Here is a 25,308-nt window from a genome sequence, read left to right as displayed (position 1 = left end):
CCGCCCGGGGCGCGGCGGGTGCGCCGCGCCCCGAGGCATCCGCCCGATCGGCCTGGTCGGCACCGGTCGGACGGCGCGCCCGCTCAATGCGCGGGCGCGGCGGGCACGGGGGCGATGCGGTTCACGCGCGGGCGCGGGCGGTCCAGAACGCGGTGCACCCCTCGACGTGAACCTGGACGGCGTCGAAGCGGGCGTCGAGTTCCCGCCGCAGATCGCCGGCGGTGTCGTGGGAGTTGTCGAACCACCCCTTGCGGCGATAGACCGCCATGAGCGGGCCGGCCACGGGGCGCCACCCCTTCCAGTCGCCGCGGCTCAGCAGAGTGGTGCCGAAGAAGGTTCCGCCGGGCTCCAGCACGCGGGCGACCTCGTCGAAGAAGGAGGCCTTGGCGGCGATTCCGCGCCCCTGCTCATCCGCCAGGCAGTGGATGGTGAACGAGCACCCCACCGAGGAGAACCGGTCGTCGGGCAGCGGCCACGGCTCCTGCGCGTCGGCCGCGGTCGTGGTCGGCGAGAACCGCTGCAGCCGGCGGGCGGTCATCTCCAGCGGCACCTGGTTGCGATCGAGCAGGTGGAGCTTCTCGTAGTCCGCGGGCATGCCCGCGCGGTCCAGCAGCAGCCCGGTGCCCACACCGACGTCGAGGTGGCGCCGCCCCAAGTGCTCCCGGTAGAACTCCACCAGGCGTGCTGCGGTGGGACCCCAGCCGTACCACCGGCAGGTTCCGCCGAACACGATCCGGTCGTAGGTGCGCATCCATTTGGGGGTGTAGACGCTGGCGGAGGGTTGGTCATAGCCGGTACTCACGGGAGAGTCGTCCATGCTTGTCCTTCGGGGGTTCGGGTCAGCAGGCGCGCCCGTGCGGGCGCCGCGGCCTGATACCCCGCAGCCACATGAGGCACGCATAAACCCCGAAACGGACATCTCTGATGCAGTGCCGCCCCAACTGGGGCGTCTCACCGCTTGGTGCCACACGACCAGGTCACCGCACTGGCGACTTTTTCCCGATCGGAGGATGTGGGGTGCAGGTCACGACAGAGCCCTCCACATGGGGACACCCGAAACCGGGGACTCCGCCAGGCCTCAAATCGACGCACCGGCCCCCTCCCCCTCTCCGCCGAGGCGACCGCGCCGGCCCGCCGAGTCCCCGCTGCGTTGCACCTGGTCACGGTGGCACCGCAGGCTGGGCAGCCGCATGAACTGCACGTATGCCGACGGGCGCAGAGGAGCCCGAGAGGGCCCGGCCTTCCGAGCGCCGTGTCCCAGAGCGAGTGCTCCCGCGGCCCGGTCCGCCGAGGGGCCGACGGCCGCGCACGCGGGCCCGGCTGTGCGACTCACGCCTCCGATGGGGATCGTCCCTGGAGCCCTCGGACGACGGCCTCGTCGACCCGGCCGGACCAGACCTCGGCGGCGTACAGTGCCAGTACGCGCTCTCGGCGCAGGCGAGCCCGCTGCTCCGCCGGCCTGCCGACGACGGCCGCGACCATGATCAAGGCCGCGGCCCCGGAGACCAGAGCGGTGGCCACGTCACCGTGGACGGCCGCGAAGACGGTGGCGACCGCCTGCCAAGCGGCGAGGGCCCCGGAGACGATCATCAGGAAGCGGGAGCGCCGCGCGCTCGACGGGCCCTGCCCGAGGACCCCCGCCATCGCCGCGGCGATCCGGTCGGTCTCCGCGTCGCCCGCCGGCTCTCCGCTCCGCAGGACCGACCGCGCCGCGCGCACCCGCCGCGGATCCGCGCTGCGGTCGATGATCCGGTCCGCGCCCTTCGCCGCATCCATTCCGCCGGCGGCCCAGCCGACCACCGCCGGCAGGACGGCGCCGCACAGCCCTCCCGCCACGGAAGCGATCCATACGGCGTCCTGCGGGACGGGGAAGTCCCTCCCGGGTCCGAGCACCATGCGCGGGACCAGCGCGCCGACAAGCGTTCCGGCAGGCAGAGCGATGCACGCCTTGAACAGCCGCGGGCTGTTCCACCGGAGGATCAGGACACGCTCCCACAGGTAGCCGCGGGAGCCTGCCGAGAACTCGGGGCCGACGCCCGCATGCGCCCCGCCGTCCGGGGAAACCGCCTGCCGCCCGGGTCCGGGCCCGCCCGCACTCACCGGACGCCGCCGTCCCGGAGGGACGAGTCCGCAAACCCGTGCGGGTTCTCCGTCGTGCGCGGCGGCTGAGCCGCGATGCGCGGGACCACGGTGACGGCGGTTCCCACGCCGCGCCGGGTCGCCTCGGCCTCCAGCGGCAGCAGGCGCAGGCGCTCCGGCGTGCAGCCGCGGGCGCGCGCGGAGCCGCCGACGGGGTCGGCAGTCACGAGGTCTCCTTTTGCAGGGGGATGCGGGAGGAACCGTAACCGCCGTCCCGGATGGACAGGCGTGTCCTCTCCGTGCCGGATCCGGCCGCCGGGCCGCCAAGACCGCGGAGCCTGTGGCACGAGCCGCTATCGGTGCCGTGCTCGAACCGGGAGACGGGTACACCGGGGATGTCGACAGATCGACACGTCGCCGAAGCCCCTTGCACGGCGGCCTTCCCGGAGGTGCGGGCGGGCGGCCGCGCGCGACCCGACATAGCCAGCACGGCGCCCCGCGCATCGGGGCGGCTGTCGGTTCCGCTGCCGGGACGTTCAGACGCACGAACAACCGGAGTCCGGGCTTCTGGGCGGACGTCCCGAGGTGCTGTACCAGGCTTCGGCGGCCTGAAGCGCGACGATCCGGCGGCTGTTGACCCGGATGCGCGCAGGGATCGGGAACGCCACTGCCGCGGCCGACAGACCGAGAGTCTGGGCGGCGGCCGCGGCGGTGTCGGTGGCGTCTCCGCCGGCGGACATGAACAGCGCGACCGCCATCAGAACGGCGCCGCCGGCGGCGAGGACCTGGAAGGTCCGGGCGACGGGCGGTGTCCACCCCAAGCGCAGGTGCATCCGTCCCAGCGACGCGGCGACCCGGTTGGCGGCGGGGTCGTCCACGAGTTCTCCCCTGTGGAGGACCAGCCTGGCCGCACGTTGGACCCGCGCGTCGACACCCCGTTCGCCCGCCGCATACCTCCGGCGCAGTCCGACGGCGATCAGCGCGAGATAGCCGGCGACCGCGCATCCCCCGATCACGTACCCGAGGGCGTGCGCCGCCCAGGCCGGCTGCAGCCCCGCAGCGTCGAGCACCAGCGCGGGGTACCGTCCCACGAAGGGGCCGACCATGAGGGTCGACGCAGAGGTCCACGTCAGCGGTCCGGCCCACGGCGAGACCAGCGCGCGCTCCAGCGGGGAGTCGCGAAACCGCCGGGAGACCGCGGGGCCCACGGCGTCGACTGTCAGGGCCGCTCCCTGAGGAGGGGACTCCGGGATTCGCGAACGAGTCCGCCCGGGAGCCGGGTAGTGCCCGGCCTGAACCCGGAGTGCACCTCGGGCACGCGCACACATGAGAGGAGCCGGCCGCCCGCATCGGGCGGCCGGCTCCTTCGGCGGCGGTGGAGGTGGGATTCGAACCCACGGTAGGTCTCCCTACACTCGCTTTCGAGGCGAGCGCCATCGGCCACTAGGCGACTCCACCGCTGGGTACTCTACCGGATACGGCGCAGTGAGAAGAACTCGGAAAGGACCGCACCGCACCGCTCGGCCAGCTCGGGCGCGACGAGGTCGGGCGGCACCACTTCGGGGCGGTGGTTGAGGCGGGGGTCGCGGACCACGTCCCACAGGGACCCGACCGCTCCCGCCTTGGGGTCGCGGGCGCCGTAGACCAGGCGGTCGACTCGGGCCTGCACGAGGGCGCCGGCGCACATCGTGCACGGTTCCAGGGTGACCGCGAGCGTGCAGCCGCTCAGGCGCCACCCGCCGCGGCGGCGGGCCGCGGAGCGCAGGGCGAGGACCTCGGCATGGGCCGTGGGATCGCCGCCCGCCTCGCGCTCGTTGCGCCCGGCGCCGACCACCTCGCCCGCGGCGTCGAGCACGACCGCGCCCACCGGGACGTCGCCGCTGTCGGCGGTGCGCCCGCTTTCGTCCAGCGCCAGGCGCAGCGCCGCGTCGATCCCGGCGCGGTCCATGGGCACCGGGGCGCCCCCGGTTCCGGTCACAGCCGCAGCGCCTCCAGCGGTTCGCCGAACCCGGCGCGGTCGGCGATCTCGGCGAGGACGTCGCTGGGCAGCAGCCCCTTGCCGGTGGTCAGCGAGACGAGCTCGCCGGAGGGCGTGCCGAGGTCGTCGAGCAGGAGGGTGTCCCCGCCGGGTTGCGGATAGGGCTTCTGGCCGGTCCCCTCGACCTGCTCGGGCGCCTCGATCTCGCCGCTGTCCAGCAGCAGTGCCGCGACGGAGTGCTCGTGGACGACCCGCACGTCGGAGAGGAAGACGCGGGGGTCGGAGTGGTCCTCCACACGCACCACGGCGAACCACTCGTCGTCCGCCTCCATCAGCAGGACCATCGTGCCTTCGGAGGCGGAGCCGGCGGCGTCGCGCATGATGTCGGCGACGTCGTCGATGCTCGCCGCGTCGTCGAGGTCGGTCTCTACGCCCGTCCATTCGTCGGCGACACTGCAGAAGACCGCTGAGAAGATCGACACCGCACGCTCTCCAGTCCTCTCTCGCGGGCGTCGGCCGGGGGCCTGACCTGCCGTCGATCACCGATCCACTGATCGATCCAGAGTCCCTTACCCCATCGAGTCCACCGCACGCTGGAACGCCTGGTGGAATCCGATGCGCTCGGCGATGCTGGCCAGGACCTCGTCGGGGTAGAGGTCGAGGTCGCCGGCGAGGGCGCCCAGCTCCATCTCGTCCAGGCCGAGATCGGCGAGCACCGACATGTCGCCGGCGGGCAGCACCTGGTCCAGGTCTTCGTCGTCGGGCACGTCGATGTCGAGGTACTCCAGGACGTCGCGCGCCACCTGCCAGTCCACGGACGCCGTGACGTCGGAGAGGAACAGGCTCACGTCGTCGCCGTAGAGGCGCACGATCACGAAGAAGTCGTCGCCGATGGCGAGCATGCCGATCGCGCCGCTGATGCTGGGCTGCTGCCGCAAGGCGTGCAGCAGCCCCTTGAAGTCCTGCGTGAGGGCCACCGGGAGCAGGTAGACATCCCAGTAGTCCTCCTCGCGGTACGCGACCGCGGCGAAATCGCCGCCGTCATCGTCGTCGTCGAGTTCCGTCATCGTCACCCCACCAGCCCTGCTGTGATCGGGCCAGGATCGCAGATCGTCCGGCGCGGCGTCATCGTAGCGGTCGCGGTCGCCCGCGACCCGGTTTCCCCAGAGGGAATCTGCCTCGTGATAGAAGTCGGCGCTCACAACCTCTATTACAACGGACAACCGCCCCCCAGCAGAACGTTACGGCCGACGCGATCGGGTTACGGATACTCCTCCGCTCCGTCCTCCGCACCGAATCCCAGGCCGCGCAGGGGCGGCGGTCCGCCTTCGCGCGGATAGACTCGGCGCCGATTTCCCATCGTTTGCCCAGCTCAACCGGAGTGTTCAATGGAGACCCTGGTCGTCGACCACCCGCTGGTCGCGCACAAACTCACCACGCTGCGCGACGTGCGCACCGACTCGCCCACGTTTCGCAGGCTGACCGACGAGCTCGTGACGCTGCTCGCCTACGAGGCGACCCGCGACGTGCGCGTGGCCGACGTGACCGTGGAGACTCCGCTGACGCCGATGACCGGTACCCAGCTGACCCGGCCCACACCGCTCGTCGTGCCCATCCTCCGGGCGGGGCTGGGCATGCTCGACGGGATGACCCGGCTGCTGCCGACAGCGAAGGTCGGATTCCTGGGCATGGCCCGCGATGAGGAGACCCTGCGCCCGGCCACCTACGCCGACCGGCTGCCCAACGACCTCTCCGGCCGGCAGTGCTACGTGCTCGACCCGATGCTGGCCACCGGAGGAACGCTGGCAGCGGCGCTGCGCCTGCTCGTCGAGCGCGGCGCCGACCATGTCACCGCCATCTGCCTACTGGCCGCCCCCGAAGGGCTGCAGACCCTGACCGAAAACCTGGGCGAGCAGAACGGGGCGACGCTGCGCGTGGTCACGGCCGCCGTCGACGAGCGGTTGAACGACAAGGGCTTCATCCTGCCGGGCCTGGGAGACGCGGGCGACCGGTTGTACGGATCTGTCTGAACCGATTCCGGTCCGGCGGCATCGGACCCCGTGAACGCGGTTGCCGCGGGGCGCCGTCGGCCGACCGTACGGACCGGCGACGGGTCCGCCTTTTTTGTATCAATCCGAATAAAGATGATTGGACATCCGAAATCAGGGAAGACCCCGGTTGGTTCGAACAGGCGCTCGGACGATCATCCGCGCTGGATTGGTGACCGCGTTCTGAGCACCCGGAACACGACGATTTACGTAGGCCGAATTCAGACCGATATGGAGTCGTGACACTCAGGGTCGATCATGGGCAACAGTCGCCCCCGACTCACCGACAGACCACAACCGCAGACACCCTCCCCCATCCCCGATAGCCGAACTCCGACCACCATCGGCCATATGCCCGACCCGTAATATTGACCCCGAGGGCCGTTACCAAGCGCCTGCTTGCGGGTACACAGCGCAACCGGTCACCCTTTTCCCTCGAAGGAGTGAGATGCCCGAGAAGACCACTACGCCGCGCGACCTCTCCCCCGTCGTCGAGCGCCTGAACTCCGAGTTCACCGGAGTACACGACGCCGCCACCATCACCCGATGTGTGGACGCGGCGCGCCAGGGCGCCCTCGACGTCACCGGAGGGGCGACCCCCGAGCTCGTGGAACGCATCGCGCGACAGCACCTGCAGGTCCTCGCACTCGCCTTCGCCGAACGCCGCTGACCGGTCCGGCCACCCGGCCGGCAGCCGGGTGACCAGCACCACACCCCGCACCGGGAACGCCACGCCCGAAACGGGCATCTGGCTTTACGGGCCCGTATGTCGGTGTAACAATCACCTTGGGTCAGTGGGTCATCAGCATTCGTGGGGAGTCGGTCATGGCGAGGTTGAAGAAGTGGCTGGGGTACGCCCTCATCGCTTTCGTCGCGTTCTATCTGCTCACTCAACCGGAAAGCGCTGCCGGGGTCATTCAGACCGGGGTCGGGGGACTCATGTCGGCCGCCGAATCACTGTCCCGATTCGTGAACACCCTGAGCGCATAGGGGTCGCCCGGCCATGAGGCTCGTCGCACCGCCGAACCGGGCACCGGCATCTGTCAACCGCTACCTGCTGCCCTACGAACAGGACGTCGTCACCATCCGGCGGCACCCGGCGGTGCTGATCGGACCCGTTGCAGCCGTGCTCGGTGCACTGATCTTCGCGGGCATCCTCAGCAACACCGTCATCGCGGCGAGCCCCGCCGCGCTGGCGGTGATCTGGTGGGTGTGGCTGCTGATCCTCGTCTGGTTCGTCTGGCGCGTGGCCGAGTGGTCGGTCGACTACTTCGTCATCACGTCGCAGCGCCTGCTGCTGACCCAGGGACTCATCACCCGCCAGGTCAACATGATGCCCCTGGGCAAGGTCACGGACATGCGCTTCGAGCGCTCGATCATGGGCCGCTTCCTCGGATACGGCACGTTCGTCATGGAGTCCGCCGGTCAGGACCAGGCCCTGAGCCGGATCAACTTCGTGCCCTATCCGGAACAGCTCTACCTGGAGGTCGTCGGCCTGATCTTCAAGGACCCGAACGAGTGATCCGCGCTTCCGGGCGGGGTGTGCGCACGCCTCCCCGGTGACCGGGTCCTGGTACCCGCGACTCGACACCGGCGAGGGCCCGGCCGCGCGGCCGGGCCCTCGCCGTCTTTTTGCCCCGACCGGTGCGGCGGAGGGCAGGCGCCCCGCGCCGTCCCTCCGCCGCCGGGGCCGTGCTGATCCGCCCGGCGGCGGCGCGCGCCACCCCCGCCTCCGGTTCAGTCCGGACTTCTCGTCTGTTCACCTTTTGTTCACTTTGGCGATCGAGCTCCAGCTGGAGCCCCCTGTCACCGCACGACCCGAGGGACACCCCGGGGTATCCAGATTGACTTCCAGGTGAACGAAGGGTTAACTGTAGTCTTCATAGAGGCGAACAAGGGGGTGCCGCAATGAACCGACCGGTGAGCCCGGCGCCACAGACCAGCCGTACCGCTCCGGCCCGCCGCCGCGCGCGCACCGCGGCGCGGTTGCGGAGCTCCGCTCCGGCGCCCGCCGCTCCGCAGCAGCGCGAGGCCGCGGAGTCCGTCGCTTCCGACCGCCCGCTGCTGAGCTGGGTGCTGGTGACCGACGACAGCGGACGGACCCACCCCGAGGCCCGCTGGATCTGACGCGACGGGGGTCTCCGTCGCCGCTGAGGGGCCGGCCGCACGACGCGGCCGGCCCCTCAGCGCTCTGCGGCCCGCCGACGCGCTCCTCCCGCAAGCTGGGGCAGCTCCGCCCCCGCCGGCTCGGCGCCCTACACGACCCGGTGCCCGGTCGTGCCCCCGTGGTCGGAGAGGTCCGCCGAAAGCCAGCGCTCGGGCCGCAGCACGTAGACCGCGTCGTCGAGCTCGCTGCGGGCCGCCCAGGCCGCCGCGAAGTAGCCCTCGACGGCCTCGGGCAGCATGTAGCGCTCGGTCATGGTCCGCAGCCGATCCTCAGTCAGCGGCTGCCGCTCGGCGGGGCCCTCGACCGAGACGTAGCGCACCCGCGGCTGGACGGACTCCACCATCAGCGAGAACCGTCCGTGCTCGTCGATGAGGCGGCCCTTGCGCGACCGGCGCCCGGTGATGATCCACGGGTCGCCGCCCGGTTCGCAGGCATACCAGATCGGGACGGTGAGCGGGGCTCGGCCCTCGCCTGCGCTGACAGAGAAGGCGGCGACGCGCGGTTCGGCCAGGAAGGCCCTGCGCTGCTCGCCGGACAGGGCGGACACGGTGTTCACCTCGCGTTCGGTGCGGCGCCCGGCGCGACGCCGGGCGTGTATCCCAGGGCCGTCCCGGGCCGCGCATCGGCGTCTCGGGGACGGCTGTGCACAGGCTACGCCGCGGAGCCGTCCTCGGCGCGGGACGCGAGGCCGCGCAGAGTGGTCTCCATTCCGGCGCGCAGCTCGTCGAGGCGGCCCAGCACCAGCGGCTCCTCCAGGTCGGGCATGCGGTCGACGGCCACGGTCAGTCCGGAGCGGCCCGGGCCCAGCCGGACCTCGTGGCGCAGGAGCGTGCCGCCCGCGCGCGGCCGCAGCGTGTAGCGCCACACCGCCATGGGGTGCTCCGGGTCGTCCGCCGGCGGGCCGAACCGGCCGTCGGCATCGAGCACGGCCCACGCGAAGACCTGCTCGGGCACAAGCTCGACCACTTCCGATACGGTCCGCCAGTCGCCGAGGCGGCGGTTCCGGTTGTATCCGGCGAACCGCGCACCCAGGGCCGGAACCCCGTCGCCGCCCAGCCACTCGGCCCGCATCAGCTCCGGGCTGTGCTCGGCCGGAAGCCCGATGTCGGTCACCAGTTCCCAGACCCGTGCCGACGGCGCCGCGACCAGCCTCTCGCACTCGGTCCGGGGCCCGTCCGCTAACCGCATGGCGCTACCTCCCGCACCGCAGACCGTCCGACCGCCCAGTCTGCCAAAGGCGCCGGAGCCGCCGCCCAGGGCCCTCCCACCGGCCGCCGCACAGATCGCTTTGTCGACAAATCGGCCCGTGGCTAAAGCCTTCCCAGCACAACCGAAACCCGCACCTGCTCGGCGAACGGCCCTTCTCCCGAAGGCGCCCGCCGCACTCCTCCGCGAACGCCGCCCTTTGCGCGGCACCCGGTGGCGGGTCGGCGGGCACGGCCGGGAGGCCCCCGACGAGATCGCCGAACGCCAGCTCCGCCGTAGGGGGCGCGCCGCTGCTGCGCACGCCGGCCCGGCCGCCGCCGGGAACCGCGCACGACGCCGGGGGTCCTCGTCGCCGGTGCCGCACGACATCCGCGGCTCACGACCGACGTACCGTGCCCCGCGGTCGAGGCCGCGGCGGTGCGGGTCGACATGTCACCCCGGCGCCATGTCGACGAACCGGCTGTAGTGGCCCTGGAACGCGACGGTGACCGTGGCCGTGGGGCCGTTGCGGTGCTTGGCGACGATGAGGTCGGCCTCGCCCGCGCGGGGGGACTCCTTCTCGTGCACGTCCTCCCGGTAGAGCAGGATGACCATGTCCGCGTCCTGTTCGATCGACCCGGACTCACGGAGGTCGCTGACCTGGGGTTTCTTGTCCGTTCGCTGCTCGGGACCACGGTTGAGCTGGGACAGGGCGATGACCGGGACCTCCAGCTCCTTGGCCAGGAGCTTCAGCGAACGCGACATCTCGGAGACCTCCTGCTGGCGGCTCTCGACCCGGCCGGCCGAGCTCATCAGCTGGAGGTAGTCGACGACCACCAGCTTGAGGTCGTGCTGCTGCTTGAGACGGCGGCACTTCGCGCGGATCTCCATCATCGACAGGTTCGGCGAGTCGTCGATGAACAGCGGTGCGCCGGCAACCTCGCCCATCCGGCGGGCCAGGCGGGCCCAGTCGTCGTCGGTCATCAGGCCCGACCGCATGGTGTGCAGCGGCACCCGGGCCTCGGCGGAGAGCAGGCGCATGACGATCTCGTTGCGGCCCATCTCCAGGCTGAAGAAGACACTGGTCAGCTGGTTCTTGATCGAGGCGGCCCGGGCGAAGTCGAGAGCGAGGGTGGAGTTGTGGGTGGGGATCCGCGCACGGGTGGCCAGGTACAGGTGGTCGGGGTGGTCGACCTGGACACAGCGCACCGGAACGCTGGGCACCTTCCGGGCCGCGACCACCCGGTGGGGGTCTCCGCTGCGCGCCGCGGCGTTGTCCACAGGCTGGGGATCGAGCAGGGCGGTCGCGGCCGGACCGCCGGGCGCCGCCCGGGGGGCGGTGGCCGGCGCCCCCCGCCCGCCGGGTCTCATGCCCGGCGCACCGATGGCGACGCCGACCGGATCGACGCCGCCCCCGCACTCCAACTCGGCGGCGATCTCGCCGGTCGTGGACAGCACGTGCGCCGGCAGCCCCGCGGCGTCGCGGCGCAGCGTCGGCCACTGGTGCCGGGCGTCAGCCACGACCGCGGTGCCGTCGGCGAACACCAGCTCGTAGCAGGGCCTGCGGTACATCACGTCGGTGGCGGCGACGACGCGCGCGGGGGTGCCGTCCGCGGCCACGAGGTCCTCGCCCACCGCGACCTCGCCCATGGTGGTCCAGCCGCCGGGCGTGGGCAGGGGGGTGTCCAGCGCGAGCGCCTTGCCGACCGCCGGACGCGCCGCGATGATGACCATCTGCCCCGGGTGCAACCCGTTGGAGAGCTGGTCGAAGTCGGTGAACCCGGTGGGCACGCCGGTCATCGAGCCGTCGTGCGCGGAGATCGCCTCGATCTCGTCCAGGGCCCCGGGCATGACGTCGCTCAGCGGCAGGTAGTCCTCGCCGGTGCGCTTCTCGGCGACGCGGTAGATCTCGGCCTGGGCGTGGTCGACGAGGTCGTCGACCTCGCCGTCGCCCGAGTAGCCGATCTGGGCGATGCGGGTGCCGGCCTCGACCAGGCGGCGCAGTACAGCGCGGTCGGCCACGATGCGGGCGTAGTAGCCGGCGTTGGCGGCAGTGGGGATCGCCTCGGTGAGGGTGTGCAGGTAGGGCGCTCCCCCCACCCGCGTGATCTCGCCGCGCTTGGTCAGCTCGGCGTTGACCGAGATCGCGTCGACCGGCTCGCCGCGGGAGAACAGGTCGACGACGACGTCGAAGACCGTCTGGTGCGCCGGCCGGTAGAAGTCGGCGGACCGCACGATCTCGACCACCTGGGTGATGGCCTCTTTGGACAGCAGCATGCCGCCGAGCACGCTCTGCTCGGCCATGATGTCGTGCGGCGGTGTGCGCTCGAATCCGGTGCCGGTGCCGTCCGGCGGGTGTTCGGCGACGCTCACGTGGATTCCCCCTGCTTCACGATCGGCATGACGAGCATGCCCGAGCCTGGATTCTCGCGACTGCGGGACCCGCAGCGCAAAGCAGCCTGTGGACACGCTTGGGGAGATCCTGTGGACGACTGGGGCGAATCTGCGGATAGCTTGTGCACAGCGCCTGTGGATAACTTCGGACTGCCGTGCCGATATCCCTAGTGACCTGCGTTTACGTTGTGCACCGGTTGTGCGTGAAAGAAATTTCCCCAGAAGCTGTCCACAAGTTATCCACAAGCTCCCCCTGGTGTGGTGGACAACTCCGCCCTGCAACTCGAACGTGTGTCCGTTATCCCCTACCGTTGCACGGACATGCCCGCTCTCCTCTCGGCGCCGCCCTTCCGCCACGCTCACGACCGCGAGATCTTCCGGCTCGCCGTGCCGACCTTCTTCGCACTGGTGTCCGAGCCGCTGTTCCTGCTCAGCGACACCGCCATCGTGGGCACGCTGGGAACGGCGCAGCTGGGCGGCCTGGGTGTGGCCGGCCAGGTGCTGATGACGCTGGCCAACCTGTGCATCTTCCTCGCCTACGGGACCACGTCGGCCGTCGCCCGCCGCTTCGGCGCGGGCGAGATCGCCGCCGGGCTGCGCAGCGGCATCGACGGGCTGTGGCTGGCGCTGCTGATCGGCGCGGCCGTCCTCGCTCTGGGCTACCCGACCGCACCGTGGCTGGTAGCGGCGCTGGGCGCATCGCCCGAGGTCGCCCCGCACGCGCTCGTCTACCTGCGCATCAGCCTGCTCAGCACGCCCGGGCTGCTGATCATCATGGCGGGCACCGGGGTCCTGAGAGGGCTGCAGGACGCCACGACCCCGCTCGTCGTGGCCGTGGGGGCCAACCTGGCCAACATCGGGCTGGCCTCGCTGCTGGTGCTCGCGCTGGACTGGGGAATCGGAGGCTCGGCCTGGGCCACCGTCGCCGCCCAGACCGCCGGAGCCGCCCTCTACGTCGCCGTCGTCCTGCGGGCGGCCCGCCGCCACGGCGTCTCCGCCGCCCCCAGCCTGGAGGGCCTGCGCGCGGCCGCGGGCGCCGGGGCCGCGCTGTTCGTACGCACCGTGTCGCTGCGCGTCGTGCTGGTGGTGTGCACCGCCGTGGCCGCGCGGCTGGGCGACCCCGAGATCGCCGCGCACCAGGTCGCCACCCAGATCTGGTCGCTTCTGGTGTTCGCCATGGACGCGATCGCCATCGCCGGGCAGGCCATCATCGGCCGCTACCTGGGGGCCTCCGACCCCGGGGGCGCCCGCGCGGCCACCCGCCGCATGGTCGAGTGGGGCGTCCTCGCCGGCCTGCTGTTCACCCTCGCGGTCTTCGCCGCGCGACCGTGGGCCCCGCTGCTGTTCACCGACGACCCGCAGGTGCGCGGCCTGCTGCTGGGCGCGCTCGTGGTGGTGGCCCTCATGCAGCCGCTGAGCGGGGTGGTGATGGTGCTCGACGGCATCCTGATGGGCGCGGGCGACCAGCGCTACCTCGCCTGGGCGAGCTTCTGGACGATGCTGGTGTTCCTGCCCTGCGCCGCCGCGGTGCGGATCGGCCTGGCCGACGCACCGCAGGGTCTGGTGGGGCTGTGGTGCGCGTTCGCCGTGTGGATGGCGGCCCGCGGCGCCACCCTGGCATTGCGGGCGCGCGGCGACGCCTGGCTCGTGAGCGGGGCCGCGCGCCCGTGACCGCCGCGTCCCGGCCGCCGGAGCCGGCGGTCGGGAGGCGGCACGGGAGCGGCGTCCTCAGCCGTCCCGGGGACCCACGGCCGGGCCGTGGTAGAAGGGCGCCCGGCGCTCGTCGGCCGGGACGTCGGGATAGGTGGGCAGGTGCTCCTCGGGCACGGCGGAGTCCTCGCGCAGCACGACCCGCGCCTCCAGGCTGCGCAGCCGCGCCCGCACGTCGCTGCGCAGCTGCGGCAGCATCGCGTAGAGCCGGTCGCCCGGGCAGGCGGTGGCGTTGTAGTCGCGGTGGCCGACGATCGCGGTGGCGGGGTCGAGGCCGTAGGACAGGCACAGCCACGCGCAGGTATCGGTGAGCGCTCTCATCAGGTCCCGCGGCGGCGTCGCCGACACGTAGTTGCCCTCGTTCTCGATGCCGATGGTGTGCTTGTTGTGGTTGGCCGTGTGCGCTCCCACGACGTGGTTGTCGGCGGCGATCGCCTTCAGGGAGCGGTTGCGGCCCTCCATGACGTGCCCGCCCCGGCTGATGGTGAGCTGCTGCCCGGTGTCGCTCCAGCCGTTGGTGTCCATGTGGAAGTTCTGTATCGACCGGGACAGCGCGAAGGCGTGGCTCTTGCTGCGGTTCGAGCTGTTGGCGGTGGCGGTGTGGTGTACCACGATCCGGTCCGGCGGGGACGAGCGCACCACGGCCCAGTTCTTGGGCTTGCGGGCGTTCCAGTCGCCGCGGGTGTAGACCCGCGGCCGCACTCCCGCGAACGCCTCGCCGGCCGCGGCGAGGTCGACGGCGCCGCCGAGCAGCACTCCCCCGGCCGCCAGTGCGGCTCCGTGCAGGACGCTGCGGCGCTCGACGCCCGCGTCCGTTCTCTCCGCATCCCGACTGGACATAACGGCCTCACCCTTCCTGTGGAGCAGCTGGCCCACAGGACAAGGTAAGTCACTCTTTGTCGTTAAAGCGTTACATGATGTCGGCGTGTCGCAGAGGTCCTCCGACGCACGAAAAGGCCCCGGCCCGTCGCGGGGCCGGGGCCTGGTCAGGCAGTCGGTCGATCAGACGCCGACGACCTGAACGGCGATGGTGGCGCTGATCTCAGGGTGCAGGCGGATCTGCACCTTGTGGTCGCCCACCGACTTGATCGGGTTGCGGATCTCGATCCGGCGCTTGTCGACCTCGGGGCCGCCGGCCGACTTCACGGCCTCGGCGACGTCGCCCGCGGTGACCGAGCCGAACAGCCGGCCGCCGTCGCCGGCGCGCTGGTTCAGCTTCACGCGCATGGAGTTGAGTCGGCCCGCGACCTGCTGGGCGTCCTCAAGGCTGCGGATCTCCCGGGCCGAACGGGCGCGGCGGATCGAGTCGATCTGCTTCTGCCCGCCGCGGGTCCACCGGATGGCGAAACCGCGGGGCAGCAGGTAGTTGCGGCCGTAGCCGTCCTTCACCTCGACGACGTCGCCCGGGGCGCCGAGGCCGGTGACCTCTTGGGTCAGAATCAGCTTCACGACAAACCTCCCTCGAAAATCCCCGTTAGCGAGCGGTGCTGGTGTAGGGCAGCAGCGCCATCTCGCGGGCGTTCTTGATCGCGGTCGCGACGTCGCGCTGATGCTGCGTGCAGTTGCCGGTCACCCGGCGGGCGCGGATCTTGCCCCGGTCGGAGATGAACTTCCGCAGCAGGGTCGTGTCCTTGTAGTCGATGTAGGTCAGCTTTTCCTGACAGAACAGGCAAACCTTCTTCTTGGGCTTGCGCGCTGCCGGCTTCGCCATCGTGGTGCTCCTTTAGCAAGAGCCCCGGGTATCCCGGGGATGGTCATTCGGACAGGATCGCGGACGCGCGCGGCGTCGGCCGCGCGTGTCCGCGAGTGGAACAGCGATCAGAACGGGGGCTCGTCGGAGTAGCCTCCGCCACCGCCGCCGAAACCGCCGCCGGTGGCCCAGGGGTCCTCGGCCGGAGGACCGGAGCGGCCGCCCTGGGGACCGCCGAAGCCGCCCCCCTGGTTGCCGTAGCCTCCGCCACCGCCCTGGCCTCCCTGGCCGCCACCGCCGCCGAAGCCGCCGCCCTGGCGCTGCACCTTGGTCACCTTGGCGGTGGCACTGCGCAGCGCGGGGCCGACCTCGTCGACGTCGATCTCGAAGACGGTGCGCTTCTCGCCTTCCTTGGTTTCGAAGGAGCGCTGCTTGAGGCGGCCCTGCACGATGACGCGCATGCCTCGCTGCAGGCTCTCGGCCACGTTCTCCGCGTACTGCCGCCATACGGAGCAGGTGAGGAACATCGACTCGCCGTCGCGCCACTCGCTGCTCTGCCGGTCGAAGATGCGCGGGGTCGAGGCCACGCGGAAGTTGGCGACCGCGGCCCCGCTGGGGGTGAATCGCAGTTCCGGGTCGTCGACGAGGTTGCCGACGAGCGTGATCTGGGTTTCGCCTGCCATGGATCGGCTCCGGTTCGACTAGTTCGGATCAGGCGTGCGGGCGGGGAACGCCGGGCGGTCGGGCGCCGGTGGCCGCGGGAACTCGGTCGCGCCTAGTGGGCCGCGGGACGCAGGATCTTCGTGCGCAGGACGGCCTCGGTCAGGTTGAGCTGGCGGTCCAGCTCCTTGACGGTCGCGGGCTCGGCCTGGAGGTCGATCACCGCGTAGATGCCGTCGGTGTTCTTGGCGATGTCGTAGGACAGGCGGCGCTTGCCCCAGACGTCGACCTTCTCGACCGTTCCGCCGTCGTTGCGGACGACCCCGAGGAACTGCTCCAGCGACGGGGAAACCGTACGCTCGTCGAGGCTGGGGTCGAGGATGACCATAACTTCGTAACGACGCATGGGCGTTCGTACCTCCTCTGGACTGTCGCGGCCATGGTCTCTCCATGGCAGGAGGGCATTGAGCCAGACGAGAGCCAAGGTTACCAGCAGTCAAGCCCGCTGATCGCCCTTCCGCAGGCAATCCACAACCGTCAGCGCGCACATCGCCGCGACCGCGGCCAGCCGCCCCAAGAGCACCAGCGCATAGCCCGCGAACGGCAGGCCGGCGGGCGCGCCCGCCGTCGCGGGATCGCTCTGCTGGGACACGTACAGCAGGTGCTGCCAGATACCGAAGAAGTAGCAGACCTCGGCCAGCTGCCAGAGGCCGAAGACGGCCGGCGCGTAACCCGGGCGCACCGTACGCGGCCAGGCCAGGGCCGCCAGCGGCAGCAGCCACAGCACGAACTGCGGCGACCACACCTTGTTGGTCATCAGGAACGCCGCGACCACCAGGAACACCAGCTGCTCCAGCGGCGGCCTACGGCGGGCCAGGAGCCCGAGCAGGGCGATCCCGGCGCAGGCGACCAGGAGCGCACCCGTCCCCGTGGCGTTGACCAGGTCCAGGTCGCCGGAGTCGAAGACCCCGTAGCCGCCCAGGGCGTAGTAGACCGAACCCCAGTCGGTACCGCGCTCGCGGCTGAACGTGAAGAACGTGGCCCAGTTGTGCGGCGCAGCCAGATAGACGGGCAGGTTCACCGCCGTCCAGGCGAGGACGGCTCCGGCGAGTGTGCGCAGGAAGTCCGCCGCCGGCGGCCCGCCCTCCTTGCGCCACAGCTCGCGCACCATCAGCACGAACATCGGCCCGAACACCAGGAACGGGTAGAACTTCGCAGCGGTGGCCAGGCCGATCAGCGCGCCCGCGGCCCACATGCGCCCCCGGGAGTAGAACGCGAGCCCGCCCGCCAGCAGCGCCACCGCGAGCAGGTCCCAGTTGATCAGCCCGGCCAGGACCGCCGACGGGACCAGCGCGACGAAGCCGCCGGCGAGCAGCGCCGCACGCGGCCGGAACGCCGTGTCTGCGGGCTCCAGCCCGCCGCGGCCCGCGATGCGGCCGGTGGCCACCACGGCGGCGACCAGGCAGCAGCCGAGCACCACCGCGGTCAGGTCGAAGTAGGCGAACGCGCGGCCGACGCCCTCCGGCAGCCAGGAGACCGCACGCGATGCGGCGTACATCAGGCCGCCGGTCAGCACCGGGTACTCGGTGGGCACGTCGAGGTAGGGGACCTGGCCGCTGCCGAGCCCGTCGCGGTAGTACAGCGGGAAGACGTCGCTGTAGCAGGCGTAGGTGTACTGGCCGCCGTCGATCCACGCGCCGCCGAACCGGCACGGCCACTTGGCGAGGTAGGCCAGGACCGCGCCCGCTGCGCCGAGGGCGACCAGCCAGAGTCCGGCCCGCCCCGGTTCCTGGAATACACGCCGCGGGCCGGCGGCTGCCGCGCCGCCGGCCCGCGATCCGAGAGCCATACTCATCGGCTATCCGCTGTTGGCGATCGGCCAGCCGCCGCCGTTTCCGCCGCCGTCGCCGCCGTCACCGTTGGTGGGGGTCTCGGTCGGCGTTTCCGTCGTCTCGCACTCCCACACGGGACGGCAGGGCTGTTCGGTGGCGCCCCCCGGCGGAGTGGTCTCCGGGACCTCCGGAGTCGGGGAGGTCGGCGTCTCGGTGGGTTCCGGCTCCTCCGACTCCTCGGCCTGCGTCGGCGTCGGCGTGACCGTGGGCTCGGGCGTCGGGCCGTAGCGCTTGGACGAGCCCCCGTAGACGGGCTCGGGGAACTCCTTGACCTCCTTGCCCTTCATCGCCTCGGTCATGAACGCCTTCCAGATCTTGGCGGAGGTGGTACCACCGTAGATCGCGCTCACGCCCGGGATGACCAGCTCCTCGCCGTCGTCGCGGCTCAGACCCACCGATGTGGCGAGCTGCGGAGTGAACCCGACGAACCAGGCCGACTTGGCGCTGTTGGAGGTACCGGTCTTGCCCGCCACGGGGCGGCCGTCGGGCAGCGCCGCCGCGTCGCCGCCGCCGTTCTCGACCACCTGGGTCATCGCGTAGGTGGCGTCGGCGGCGGTTTCCTCGCTGAAGGCCCGGGTGCCCGACTCCAGCTTGGCCTGGTCGTTGGGCTCGACGACCTCGCCCTCGGCGTTGGTCACCTTGGTGATCATGTGCTGGGGCACGTGCACGCCGCCGTTGGCGAAGGTGGCGAACCCGGCGGCCTGGTCCAGCGCCGAGACCCGGTAGGTGCCCAGTGCGATGTTGGGCCCCATCTCGGCGGTCTCGAACTGGTCCTCGGAGACACCGGCGGCCCCGGCGGTCTCGACAACCGCGGCCGGCGTGGTCTCGATCGCCAGCTGCACGAAGCTGGTGTTGATCGAGTGGGCCGTCGACTCGACGAGGTCGACCTCGCCCCAGGAGCGGTTGCTGTCGTTCTGGATCGGCTCGCCCACGCCCGGGAACTCCTGGGGGGAGTCGCCGTTGAAGGTGCTCTTCAGCCCGATCCCCTGCTCCAGGCCGGTCGCCAGCACGTAGGGCTTGAACGCCGAACCGGCTTGGGCGTCGAGGACGAGCGAGTTGTTCGGGTCCTCGGTGAAATCCGTACCGCCGTAGAACGCCTTGATCTCGCCGGTCTGCGGCTCGATCGAGACCAGGTGCTGCACGGTCTGCTTGGGCATGTCGGGCAGGGTCTCGCTGAAGGCCTCGCCGGCCCGCTTCATCAGCTTGGGATCCAGCGAGGTCTCGACCGTGTAGCCGCCGGTGGTCACCTGGCTGGGCTCCAGCCCGTACCGGTTGGCGAGCTCGTTGATCACGGCCTGGCGGATGTAGCCCTCCTGGCCCTCGATGTCCTGGCCGACGTCGTACTTGTCGACCTCGGGGAACTCCAGCTTGTTGGCCTCGGCCTTGGTCATCCCCAGCTCGGGGTTGTTCGCGTGCATCTCGACGAGTCCGTCGCGCGCGTAGTCCCAGCGCTCCCTGAGGATCTCCTCCATCTCCGAACCCTTTTCGATGTTCTCGAAGTTGCCGGGCTGCTGGATGATGGTGCCGATGAAGATGCCCTCGGCGGCGTTGAGGTCCTGGACGTCCTTGCCGAAGTAGGCCTGGGCGGCGGCCTGCACTCCGTAGGCCTGCCGGCCGAAGTAGATGGTGTTGAGGTACTTCACCAGGATGTCGTCGGGGTCCATGACCTGGCCCGCCTTGATGGCGATCAGGATCTCCCGCAGCTTGCGGGTGTAGGTGCGCTCCTGGGAGAGGGTGTCGTAGTAGTTGCGCGCCATCTGCTGGGTGATGGTCGAGCCGCCGCCCGCGGAGCCGCCGGTGAGCACGGCACGCATGGTGCCGGTGATCGAGATCCCCGGCTCCTCGTAGAAGTTGCGCTGCTCGGCCGCGAGGACGCCGTTGACCACGGTCTGGGGGATGTCCTTGCGCTGGACCATGACCCGGTTGATCTCGCCGGTGGTCACGGCCTCCTTGCCGTTGCCGTAGTTGATGCTCGTGGCCGCGAGGGTCGCGCTGTCCTGCTGGTCGAGCGTGCGCGGGTCGGGGGTGTTGGCGTAGGCGATCCCGAGCACCGCGACACCGGTGACGAACATCAGCGCGCAGGCGATCAGCGCGGGCTTCCACGCCTTCGCGAAGAAGCGCTTGATCGGACCGCGGTCGTCGTACTCGTCGTGGTCGTCCCTGGCGCCGCGGCGGCGCCCGCCGCCGCCTCCGCTGCCGTGCGCGGCCCTGCGTCCGGGCCCGGACTCCGAGCGGGCGCCGGCGGCGCGCAGGGCGCCGCCCTGCCTGCCGGGCTCGGGACGGCGCCTGCGGCCGTCGCCGGCCGCCGCGCCCGCGGCCGCACCTGCGGCGCGCCCGCGCCGCGCAGGACGGTCGTCGTCCCAGAAACCGTCTCCGCCGCCGCGGCCTCGTCCGCCGTCGTCCCAGTGGCCGGCGTCGTCGTTCGCCGGGTTGCGCCGACCGCCGGCGCGTTCGTCCCCCGTCGGGCCGCCGGCCCGACGCCTGCCGCCGTTGCCGCGCGCGCCTTCGGCCGGGCCGTTGGAGGCCCGGCGGCGCCCGCCGGCATTCCGTCGTCTTTCGGTACTCACGCGTCCTCGATTGCTGTTCAGCGGCCGATCGGCCTTGCGACTCGGGTAAGGGAGGGGGATGGGCCCCGCGCGAAGGAGAATCCGGCCTGTGGATCGAACCGCACCAGTCGATTCGGGGGTTCACACGTCCGCTTCATGGGACGCGCGATCGGCGCGGATGGTTTTCGATCCTCCGGAAACCTCGTCCTCTGCTTCCTCCTGTCGGCGACCTCTAGGCAAGCATCCCGTGGCGCAGCACGGCCGGGGCAGCGACACGTTCCGCTGTGGCCGACCCGGGCCCCGCTTTCCCGGGCCCGTCGGGGGGCGGGCCACAGGCGCATCGGGCCTCACGGGTAAAGCACCCGTCACGGTAGAGCGATGCCGCCGTATAGCACAACCCGGGCGGGAGCGTACCGGCCCGCCGCGATCGCCGTATGCCGAAGGCGATACGGCGTGTCCGCGACCGAATACACAGAGCGCGCACGGAGTTTCACCGAAAAGGGCGCCCGCGGCGTCCCCGACGGAACGAACCCGCAGCTCGTCCCGGTTCTCTCTCGGACGCGCCGCACGAGAAGGCGTTCGCCGACGGTGTTAGATAGCCAACATAGGGTTGCGTTATATCGAAGCGATATAGTCATACGTATATAAACCACACATTGGACCCATCGCTGCGGAGAAGTCCGCGACCGGGCCCTCGCTGTCGGCCGCTTGGCACCGACGGCCGCGCGAGGGCGGGAACAGAACAGGCCCGCGTGCGGCTGCCCCCCATAGGCGCGACGATCCAGGAGGTGCGAGGGATGAGCAACGGACGGGCGCGCGTGCTGGAGCTCGCCGTCCTCGGGCACCTCGCCGCGACCCCTATGCACGGCTACGAACTGCGCAAGCGTCTCAACTCCGAGCTCGGCGCGTTCCACGCCTTCTCCTACGGGTCCCTCTACCCCTGCCTGAAGTCGATGCTGCGCCGGGACCTGGTGGCCCAGTCCGACTCGAGCGAGCCCGGCGCGGCGCGCGGACGGCGTTCGCGGATCGTCTACCGGCTCACCGACCGGGGCCGCGACCGGCTGCACGAGCTCCTCTCCGACTGCACCCCCGCGGCCACCGACGACGAGTGCTTCGGTGTGCACTTCACCCTGTTCGGCCGCACCCGCTCCGAGGTGCGGCTGCGTATCCTCGACGGTCGGCGCGCACGGCTGCTGGAACGGCTGTCCGCGCTGCGGGAGCGCCTGAACGAGCGGTTGCAGGATCCCTACGCCGTTGAATTGCACCGCCATCGGGCAGCGGCCATCGAGAGCGAGGTCGACTGGCTCGACGCCCTCATCCGCCGGGAGCGGCGGTGCGCTGAAAGGCCGGCGGGGGCCGATGCGAGCATCGGCGGGAGCGCTTCGCCCGACGGGGCGGATCCGCCGCACACCGGCAACCGGCGCTAGCCGGAGGCGGCACGAGCCGCCGCTGGGCGCGTTCTCCCCGGCGCGCCGCGACAATCCCAGTCAGCAACGAAAAAGGAGCAAGGACCAATGGGTTCGGTACGTGTAGCCGTCGTCGGTGTTGGAAACTGCGCGGCGTCGCTCGTCCAGGGCGTCCACTACTACTCTGATGCCGACCCCGAGGCACGGGTGCCCGGCCTCATGCATGTGCAGTTCGGCTCCTACCACGTGGGCGACGTCGAGGTCGTCGCCGCGTTCGACGTCGACGCCAAGAAGGTCGGCCACGACCTCGCCGACGCCATCAGCGCGAGCGAGAACAACACGCTCAAGATCTGCGACGTGCCGCCCACCGGCGTGACGGTGCAGCGCGGCCCCACCTTCGACGGGCTCGGCCGCTATTACCGCGAGACCATAGAGGAGTCCACCGAGGACGCGGTCGACGTGGTCGCCGCACTCAAGGCGGCCGGCGTCGACGTGCTCGTGTCCTACCTGCCGGTGGGCTCGGAGGAAGCCGACCACTTCTACGCCCAGTGCGCACTCGACGCCGGGGTGGCCTTCGTCAACGCCCTTCCGGTCTTCATCGCCTCCGACCCGGAATGGGCCGAAAAGTTCACCCGGGCCGGGGTGCCGATCGTGGGCGACGACATCAAGTCCCAGGTGGGGGCGACCATAACGCACCGCGTCCTGTCGAAGCTGTTCGAGGACCGCGGTGTGGTCGTGGACCGCACCTACCAGCTCAACTTCGGCGGGAACATGGACTTCATGAACATGCTGGAGCGGGAGCGGCTGGAGTCCAAGAAGGTCTCCAAGACGCGCTCGGTCACGTCGCAGATCCCCCACGAGCTCAACGCCGGTTCGGTGCACATCGGCCCCTCCGACCACGTGCCGTGGCTGGACGACCGCAAGTGGGCCTACATCCGCCTGGAGGGGCGCGCCTTCGGCGACGCGCCGTTGAACCTGGAGTACAAGCTGGAGGTGTGGGACTCCCCCAACTCCGCCGGCATCATCATCGACGCGATCCGCGCCGCCAAGATCGCCAAGGACCGCGGGATCGGCGGCCCCATCCTCTCCGCCTCCTCCTACTTCATGAAGTCGCCGCCCGAGCAGCACAGCGACAGTGACGGCCACACCCTGGTCGAGCGGTTCATCGCGGGCGAGATCGACCGCTGAGGCCCGGCCGCGGCGCCGATCCGGGGGGCGACCGGCCGCCGCGGCCGTGCGCGCACGCGGCCGAGGTCGGCCGTCCGCGATGTCCCGCTCTCCGGTCGGGCCATAATGGTCCTTCCCACCTGAAGCCGACCCGGGCATTTCGCCCGTGCAGGGCAAGGAGCCTCGATGAGCTACCCCCAGGACCCCGGCTGGCCCCCGCAGTCGGGGCCGCAGGGACCGTGGCAGCAGCCGGCGCCGGGGCCCGGCGGCCCCCACTACCCCGGTCCCCCGGGCGATTCCGGTCCGGGCTACGGAACACCCCCGGGCCCGCCGCCCGGCGGCAGCCCGGGCATGCCCGGCAGCCCCTATCCCCCGCCCCCGGGCGGCCGCCCGCCGGGAGGCGGCGGCAACGTGGGACTCATCCTCGTGGTCATCTCCGTCTGCCTGGCCGTGCTCGTCGTCGTGGGCGGGATCGCGTTCGTCCTGCTGAGCTCTTCGGGCGGCTCGGGCGGGCAGGGGGCGGGCGGCAGCGTCCAGGAGACCTACGAGGGCACCTGGGACGGCACGCTCGACCAGTACGACAGTGCCGGCAACACCATGGGCACCTGGTCGCTGACCGTCGAGATCAGCGGCGAAAAGATCTCGGCCGAGGAGTACGGCCTCGGCGGTACCGACGACGGCCGCTGCACCTGGGAGATCTCCGACGCCCAGGGCACCGAGTCCTCGCTCACCTTCACCTACTCGGTCGCGAACGACCCCGACTGCGTGAACAACGGGCAGGTCACCCTGGAGCCCGCGGGCGGCGACGCGCTCGACGTCAAGGTCACCAGCGTCCTCGAGGACGGCAGCGAGAGCGACTCCGAGGGCACGCTGCAGCGGCAGTAGCGGCGGCCCCCGGCCCTCCGACCGCCCGGTGGCCGGTCCGCGTGCAGCGGTTCCGCCGCCGGGCGCCGCGGCCCGGGTGCCGTGCCCATCCGGTCGGCCGTGCCGTGCGCGGGTTTCACGTGGAACATCCGTCCTGGCGCGCTCCGCCGGCTGTATCCCCAGGCTGCGGCCATAGGCTTGGCCGGTGTCCTTCTACGGCGATCTGCGCGACGTGCTCCGGGGTCCGCGGTTCCGCCGCCTGTTCGCCACTCGGCTGATCTCGCAGTTCGGCGACGGCGTGTACCAGGCCGGTCTGGCGGGATACATCTTCTTCGCACCCGAGCAGCACACCACGGCGGGCCAGGTGGCGGTGGCCTTCGCGGTGCTGCTGCTGCCGTTCTCGGCCGTGGGGCCGTTCGCGGGTGTCCTTATCGACAGGTGGTCACGTCGACAAGTCCTCGTGGTCTCCGCCCTCGCCAAAGGAGCGGTGGCGGCCGCGACCGCCGCCCTCGTGTGGTCGGGCTCGGACGGCGCCGTGTTCTTCGCGACCGCGCTCGTGCTGCTCAGCGTCAACCGCTTCCTCCTGGCCGCACTGTCGGCCGCCCTGCCGCACGTCGTCCCCCGGCACAAGCTGATGATGGCCAACGCGGTCACGCCGACGTGCGGCACCTTCGCCGCCTTTGCAGGGGCGGGTGCCGGGGCCGGACTGCGCCTCCTCGGCGGCGACGGCGCCGCGGGCACGGCGCTGATCCTGCTGGGCGCCGGTGCGGCCATGGCCCTGGCCGCACCCGCCGCGCTCACGCTCGGCCGCGCCGAGATCGGTCCCGATCTCGATGAGCAGGCGGACCGCGTCCGCGCCGCCGTGCGCAACGTCGCCGCCGGACTGGCCGACGGTGCACGCCACATCTGGAGCCGGCGCCCGGCCCGCTACGGGCTGGCCACCATCGCCGGGCACCGGGTCGCCTACGGGGTCGCGACGCTGGTGACCCTTCTGCTGTACAACAACACCTTCACCTCCGGAGGCGTCGCCGGGTTCGCCGGCTTCTCGGTGGCGCTGGCGGCCTCGGCGGCCGGGTACTTCGCCGGGGCCGCGGCGACGCCGTGGGCCACCGCGCGCATCTCCGCCGACGCCTGGATCGCGCTGCTGCTGGGAGCCGGGGGCGCGGCGCTGCTGGTGTTCGGGCTGCCGTTCGCACCCCCTCTGTTCCCGGCCGCGGGCTTCGCGCTGGGGCTGGTCTCCCAAGGGGTGAAGGTCAGCGTCGACACGCTGGTTCAGCGACATGTCGACGACGCCTTCCGGGGCCGCGTGTTCTCGGTCTACGACATGCTGTTCAACGCGGCCTTCGTGGCGGGAGCCGGGCTCGCGGCGGGCGCCGTGCCGCGTTCGGGCACCAGCGCCGCGGCGGTCGCCGCCCTCGCGGCGGGATACGCGCTGATGGCCGCCTGCTGGACGGTGCGCGCCCGCGCCCTGCGCCGCAGGCGGTGACATGCGGACTCGTCGACATGTCGACGTGCGAGGCCG

The 25,308-nt window shown here is 71.5% G+C and carries 27 protein-coding genes and 1 tRNA gene; 10 read left to right on the top strand and 18 right to left on the bottom strand.

Going from position 1 to position 25,308, the window contains the following annotated elements; genetic code table 11:
• Positions 1-121: 121 nt before the first annotated feature.
• The 8 genes from ABEA15_RS16275 to ABEA15_RS16240 form a co-directional block, all read right to left on the bottom strand.
• Positions 122-817, bottom strand: a complete 696-nt coding sequence (locus ABEA15_RS16275; RefSeq protein ID WP_344141412.1) for a class I SAM-dependent methyltransferase — start codon at positions 815-817, stop codon at positions 122-124.
• 512 nt (positions 818-1,329) lie between these two features.
• A complete protein-coding gene (locus ABEA15_RS16270) occupies positions 1,330-1,896 on the bottom strand; it encodes a hypothetical protein (protein WP_345557263.1) in 567 nt (188 codons plus the stop codon).
• Between the two features lie 200 nt (positions 1,897-2,096).
• Positions 2,097-2,306 carry a hypothetical protein gene (locus ABEA15_RS16265; protein WP_345557261.1) on the bottom strand — a complete coding sequence of 70 codons (210 nt, stop codon included), beginning with the start codon at positions 2,304-2,306 and terminating at the stop codon, positions 2,097-2,099.
• A 309-nt stretch (positions 2,307-2,615) separates the two neighbouring features.
• Positions 2,616-3,287: a hypothetical protein gene (locus ABEA15_RS16260; RefSeq protein WP_345557259.1), complete on the bottom strand. Its 672-nt coding sequence runs from the start codon at positions 3,285-3,287 to the stop codon at positions 2,616-2,618.
• A gap of 165 nt (positions 3,288-3,452) precedes the next feature.
• A tRNA-Ser gene (locus tag ABEA15_RS16255) sits at positions 3,453-3,537 on the bottom strand.
• Positions 3,538-3,547: 10 nt separating this feature from the next.
• Positions 3,548-4,027, bottom strand: coding sequence for a nucleoside deaminase (locus ABEA15_RS16250; protein ID WP_345557319.1), 480 nt, complete (start codon positions 4,025-4,027; stop codon positions 3,548-3,550).
• 26 nt (positions 4,028-4,053) lie between these two features.
• The gene (locus tag ABEA15_RS16245; RefSeq protein ID WP_344141415.1) at positions 4,054-4,539 is read right to left on the bottom strand and encodes a tRNA adenosine deaminase-associated protein; all 486 of its coding nucleotides are present in this window, start codon (positions 4,537-4,539) and stop codon (positions 4,054-4,056) included.
• Between the two features lie 87 nt (positions 4,540-4,626).
• Entirely contained in the window at positions 4,627-5,124 is a 498-nt protein-coding gene (locus tag ABEA15_RS16240; protein WP_311544430.1) for a tRNA adenosine deaminase-associated protein, read from the bottom strand.
• A 321-nt stretch (positions 5,125-5,445) separates the two neighbouring features.
• On the opposite strand from ABEA15_RS16240, the gene upp reads away from it, so the two are divergent.
• The 5 genes from upp to ABEA15_RS16215 all read left to right on the top strand — a co-directional run bounded on the left by upp (position 5,446) and on the right by ABEA15_RS16215 (position 8,232).
• Positions 5,446-6,087, top strand: a complete 642-nt coding sequence (gene upp, locus ABEA15_RS16235) for a uracil phosphoribosyltransferase (protein WP_344141416.1) — start codon at positions 5,446-5,448, stop codon at positions 6,085-6,087.
• Between the two features lie 466 nt (positions 6,088-6,553).
• A complete protein-coding gene (locus ABEA15_RS16230) occupies positions 6,554-6,775 on the top strand; it encodes a hypothetical protein (protein ID WP_345557257.1) in 222 nt (73 codons plus the stop codon).
• Positions 6,776-6,930: 155 nt separating this feature from the next.
• Entirely contained in the window at positions 6,931-7,095 is a 165-nt protein-coding gene (locus tag ABEA15_RS16225) for a hypothetical protein (RefSeq protein WP_179768322.1), read from the top strand.
• 13 nt (positions 7,096-7,108) lie between these two features.
• Positions 7,109-7,627, top strand: a complete 519-nt coding sequence (locus tag ABEA15_RS16220) for a PH domain-containing protein (RefSeq protein ID WP_344141419.1) — start codon at positions 7,109-7,111, stop codon at positions 7,625-7,627.
• 398 nt (positions 7,628-8,025) lie between these two features.
• Positions 8,026-8,232, top strand: a complete 207-nt coding sequence (locus tag ABEA15_RS16215) for a hypothetical protein (RefSeq protein ID WP_345557256.1) — start codon at positions 8,026-8,028, stop codon at positions 8,230-8,232.
• 128 nt (positions 8,233-8,360) lie between these two features.
• On the opposite strand, the gene ABEA15_RS16210 is transcribed toward ABEA15_RS16215, so the two are convergent.
• The 3 genes from ABEA15_RS16210 to dnaB all read right to left on the bottom strand — a co-directional run bounded on the left by ABEA15_RS16210 (position 8,361) and on the right by dnaB (position 11,830).
• A complete protein-coding gene (locus ABEA15_RS16210; RefSeq protein WP_344141422.1) occupies positions 8,361-8,819 on the bottom strand; it encodes a pyridoxamine 5'-phosphate oxidase family protein in 459 nt (152 codons plus the stop codon).
• A gap of 104 nt (positions 8,820-8,923) precedes the next feature.
• Entirely contained in the window at positions 8,924-9,460 is a 537-nt protein-coding gene (locus ABEA15_RS16205; RefSeq protein ID WP_344141423.1) for an SRPBCC family protein, read from the bottom strand.
• A 450-nt stretch (positions 9,461-9,910) separates the two neighbouring features.
• A complete protein-coding gene (gene dnaB, locus ABEA15_RS16200) occupies positions 9,911-11,830 on the bottom strand; it encodes a replicative DNA helicase (RefSeq protein WP_345557255.1) in 1,920 nt (639 codons plus the stop codon).
• 342 nt (positions 11,831-12,172) lie between these two features.
• On the opposite strand from dnaB, the gene ABEA15_RS16195 reads away from it, so the two are divergent.
• Positions 12,173-13,522 carry an MATE family efflux transporter gene (locus ABEA15_RS16195; protein WP_345557254.1) on the top strand — a complete coding sequence of 450 codons (1,350 nt, stop codon included), beginning with the start codon at positions 12,173-12,175 and terminating at the stop codon, positions 13,520-13,522.
• Positions 13,523-13,579: 57 nt separating this feature from the next.
• Here ABEA15_RS16195 and ABEA15_RS16190 read toward each other — a convergent pair whose 3' ends face one another.
• The 7 genes from ABEA15_RS16190 to ABEA15_RS16160 all read right to left on the bottom strand — a co-directional run bounded on the left by ABEA15_RS16190 (position 13,580) and on the right by ABEA15_RS16160 (position 20,370).
• Positions 13,580-14,401 carry a peptidoglycan recognition protein family protein gene (locus tag ABEA15_RS16190; protein WP_344141426.1) on the bottom strand — a complete coding sequence of 274 codons (822 nt, stop codon included), beginning with the start codon at positions 14,399-14,401 and terminating at the stop codon, positions 13,580-13,582.
• A 162-nt stretch (positions 14,402-14,563) separates the two neighbouring features.
• Positions 14,564-15,010: a 50S ribosomal protein L9 gene (gene rplI, locus ABEA15_RS16185; RefSeq protein ID WP_311544442.1), complete on the bottom strand. Its 447-nt coding sequence runs from the start codon at positions 15,008-15,010 to the stop codon at positions 14,564-14,566.
• A 25-nt stretch (positions 15,011-15,035) separates the two neighbouring features.
• On the bottom strand, positions 15,036-15,272 hold the full coding sequence (gene rpsR, locus ABEA15_RS16180; protein WP_040273181.1) for a 30S ribosomal protein S18: 237 nt from the start codon (positions 15,270-15,272) through the stop codon (positions 15,036-15,038).
• 107 nt (positions 15,273-15,379) lie between these two features.
• Positions 15,380-15,934: a single-stranded DNA-binding protein gene (locus ABEA15_RS16175; protein ID WP_345557253.1), complete on the bottom strand. Its 555-nt coding sequence runs from the start codon at positions 15,932-15,934 to the stop codon at positions 15,380-15,382.
• 92 nt (positions 15,935-16,026) lie between these two features.
• Positions 16,027-16,317: a 30S ribosomal protein S6 gene (gene rpsF / locus ABEA15_RS16170; RefSeq protein WP_311544445.1), complete on the bottom strand. Its 291-nt coding sequence runs from the start codon at positions 16,315-16,317 to the stop codon at positions 16,027-16,029.
• A gap of 90 nt (positions 16,318-16,407) precedes the next feature.
• Positions 16,408-17,766, bottom strand: a complete 1,359-nt coding sequence (locus ABEA15_RS16165) for a glycosyltransferase family 87 protein (protein WP_345557252.1) — start codon at positions 17,764-17,766, stop codon at positions 16,408-16,410.
• Positions 17,767-17,769: 3 nt separating this feature from the next.
• Complete coding sequence (locus tag ABEA15_RS16160) at positions 17,770-20,370, bottom strand: transglycosylase domain-containing protein (protein WP_345557251.1); 2,601 nt, start codon at positions 20,368-20,370, stop codon at positions 17,770-17,772.
• 776 nt (positions 20,371-21,146) lie between these two features.
• On the opposite strand from ABEA15_RS16160, the gene ABEA15_RS16155 reads away from it, so the two are divergent.
• The 4 genes from ABEA15_RS16155 to ABEA15_RS16140 all read left to right on the top strand — a co-directional run bounded on the left by ABEA15_RS16155 (position 21,147) and on the right by ABEA15_RS16140 (position 25,272).
• Complete coding sequence (locus ABEA15_RS16155) at positions 21,147-21,776, top strand: PadR family transcriptional regulator (RefSeq protein WP_345557250.1); 630 nt, start codon at positions 21,147-21,149, stop codon at positions 21,774-21,776.
• Between the two features lie 87 nt (positions 21,777-21,863).
• Positions 21,864-22,943, top strand: a complete 1,080-nt coding sequence (locus ABEA15_RS16150) for an inositol-3-phosphate synthase (protein ID WP_344141433.1) — start codon at positions 21,864-21,866, stop codon at positions 22,941-22,943.
• Between the two features lie 165 nt (positions 22,944-23,108).
• Positions 23,109-23,807 (top strand): hypothetical protein, encoded by a 699-nt coding sequence (locus ABEA15_RS16145; RefSeq protein ID WP_344141434.1) that lies wholly within the window; start codon positions 23,109-23,111, stop codon positions 23,805-23,807.
• A gap of 184 nt (positions 23,808-23,991) precedes the next feature.
• Positions 23,992-25,272, top strand: a complete 1,281-nt coding sequence (locus tag ABEA15_RS16140) for an MFS transporter (RefSeq protein WP_345557249.1) — start codon at positions 23,992-23,994, stop codon at positions 25,270-25,272.
• Positions 25,273-25,308: the final 36 nt, after the last annotated feature.

Origin of the sequence: Streptomonospora halophila (assembly GCF_039542725.1) — a bacterium.
GTDB lineage: Bacteria > Actinomycetota > Actinomycetes > Streptosporangiales > Streptosporangiaceae > Streptomonospora > Streptomonospora halophila.
This window is presented reverse-complemented; position numbering and strand designations above follow the sequence as displayed.

Coding starts and splice junctions, on each gene's coding strand:
- ABEA15_RS16175 (WP_345557253.1), bottom strand. CDS start 15,934: ATGGCAGGCGAAACCCAGATCACGCTCGTCGGCAACCTCGTCGACGAC.
- ABEA15_RS16195 (WP_345557254.1), top strand. CDS start 12,173: ATGCCCGCTCTCCTCTCGGCGCCGCCCTTCCGCCACGCTCACGACCGC.
- ABEA15_RS16150 (WP_344141433.1), top strand. CDS start 21,864: ATGGGTTCGGTACGTGTAGCCGTCGTCGGTGTTGGAAACTGCGCGGCG.
- upp (WP_344141416.1), top strand. CDS start 5,446: ATGGAGACCCTGGTCGTCGACCACCCGCTGGTCGCGCACAAACTCACC.
- ABEA15_RS16275 (WP_344141412.1), bottom strand. CDS start 817: ATGGACGACTCTCCCGTGAGTACCGGCTATGACCAACCCTCCGCCAGC.
- ABEA15_RS16155 (WP_345557250.1), top strand. CDS start 21,147: ATGAGCAACGGACGGGCGCGCGTGCTGGAGCTCGCCGTCCTCGGGCAC.
- ABEA15_RS16250 (WP_345557319.1), bottom strand. CDS start 4,027: ATGGACCGCGCCGGGATCGACGCGGCGCTGCGCCTGGCGCTGGACGAA.
- ABEA15_RS16230 (WP_345557257.1), top strand. CDS start 6,554: ATGCCCGAGAAGACCACTACGCCGCGCGACCTCTCCCCCGTCGTCGAG.
- ABEA15_RS16225 (WP_179768322.1), top strand. CDS start 6,931: ATGGCGAGGTTGAAGAAGTGGCTGGGGTACGCCCTCATCGCTTTCGTC.
- ABEA15_RS16190 (WP_344141426.1), bottom strand. CDS start 14,401: ATGTCCAGTCGGGATGCGGAGAGAACGGACGCGGGCGTCGAGCGCCGC.
- ABEA15_RS16220 (WP_344141419.1), top strand. CDS start 7,109: ATGAGGCTCGTCGCACCGCCGAACCGGGCACCGGCATCTGTCAACCGC.
- ABEA15_RS16240 (WP_311544430.1), bottom strand. CDS start 5,124: ATGACGGAACTCGACGACGACGATGACGGCGGCGATTTCGCCGCGGTC.
- ABEA15_RS16145 (WP_344141434.1), top strand. CDS start 23,109: ATGAGCTACCCCCAGGACCCCGGCTGGCCCCCGCAGTCGGGGCCGCAG.
- ABEA15_RS16165 (WP_345557252.1), bottom strand. CDS start 17,766: ATGAGTATGGCTCTCGGATCGCGGGCCGGCGGCGCGGCAGCCGCCGGC.
- ABEA15_RS16270 (WP_345557263.1), bottom strand. CDS start 1,896: ATGGTGCTCGGACCCGGGAGGGACTTCCCCGTCCCGCAGGACGCCGTA.
- ABEA15_RS16205 (WP_344141423.1), bottom strand. CDS start 9,460: ATGCGGTTAGCGGACGGGCCCCGGACCGAGTGCGAGAGGCTGGTCGCG.
- rpsR (WP_040273181.1), bottom strand. CDS start 15,272: ATGGCGAAGCCGGCAGCGCGCAAGCCCAAGAAGAAGGTTTGCCTGTTC.
- rpsF (WP_311544445.1), bottom strand. CDS start 16,317: ATGCGTCGTTACGAAGTTATGGTCATCCTCGACCCCAGCCTCGACGAG.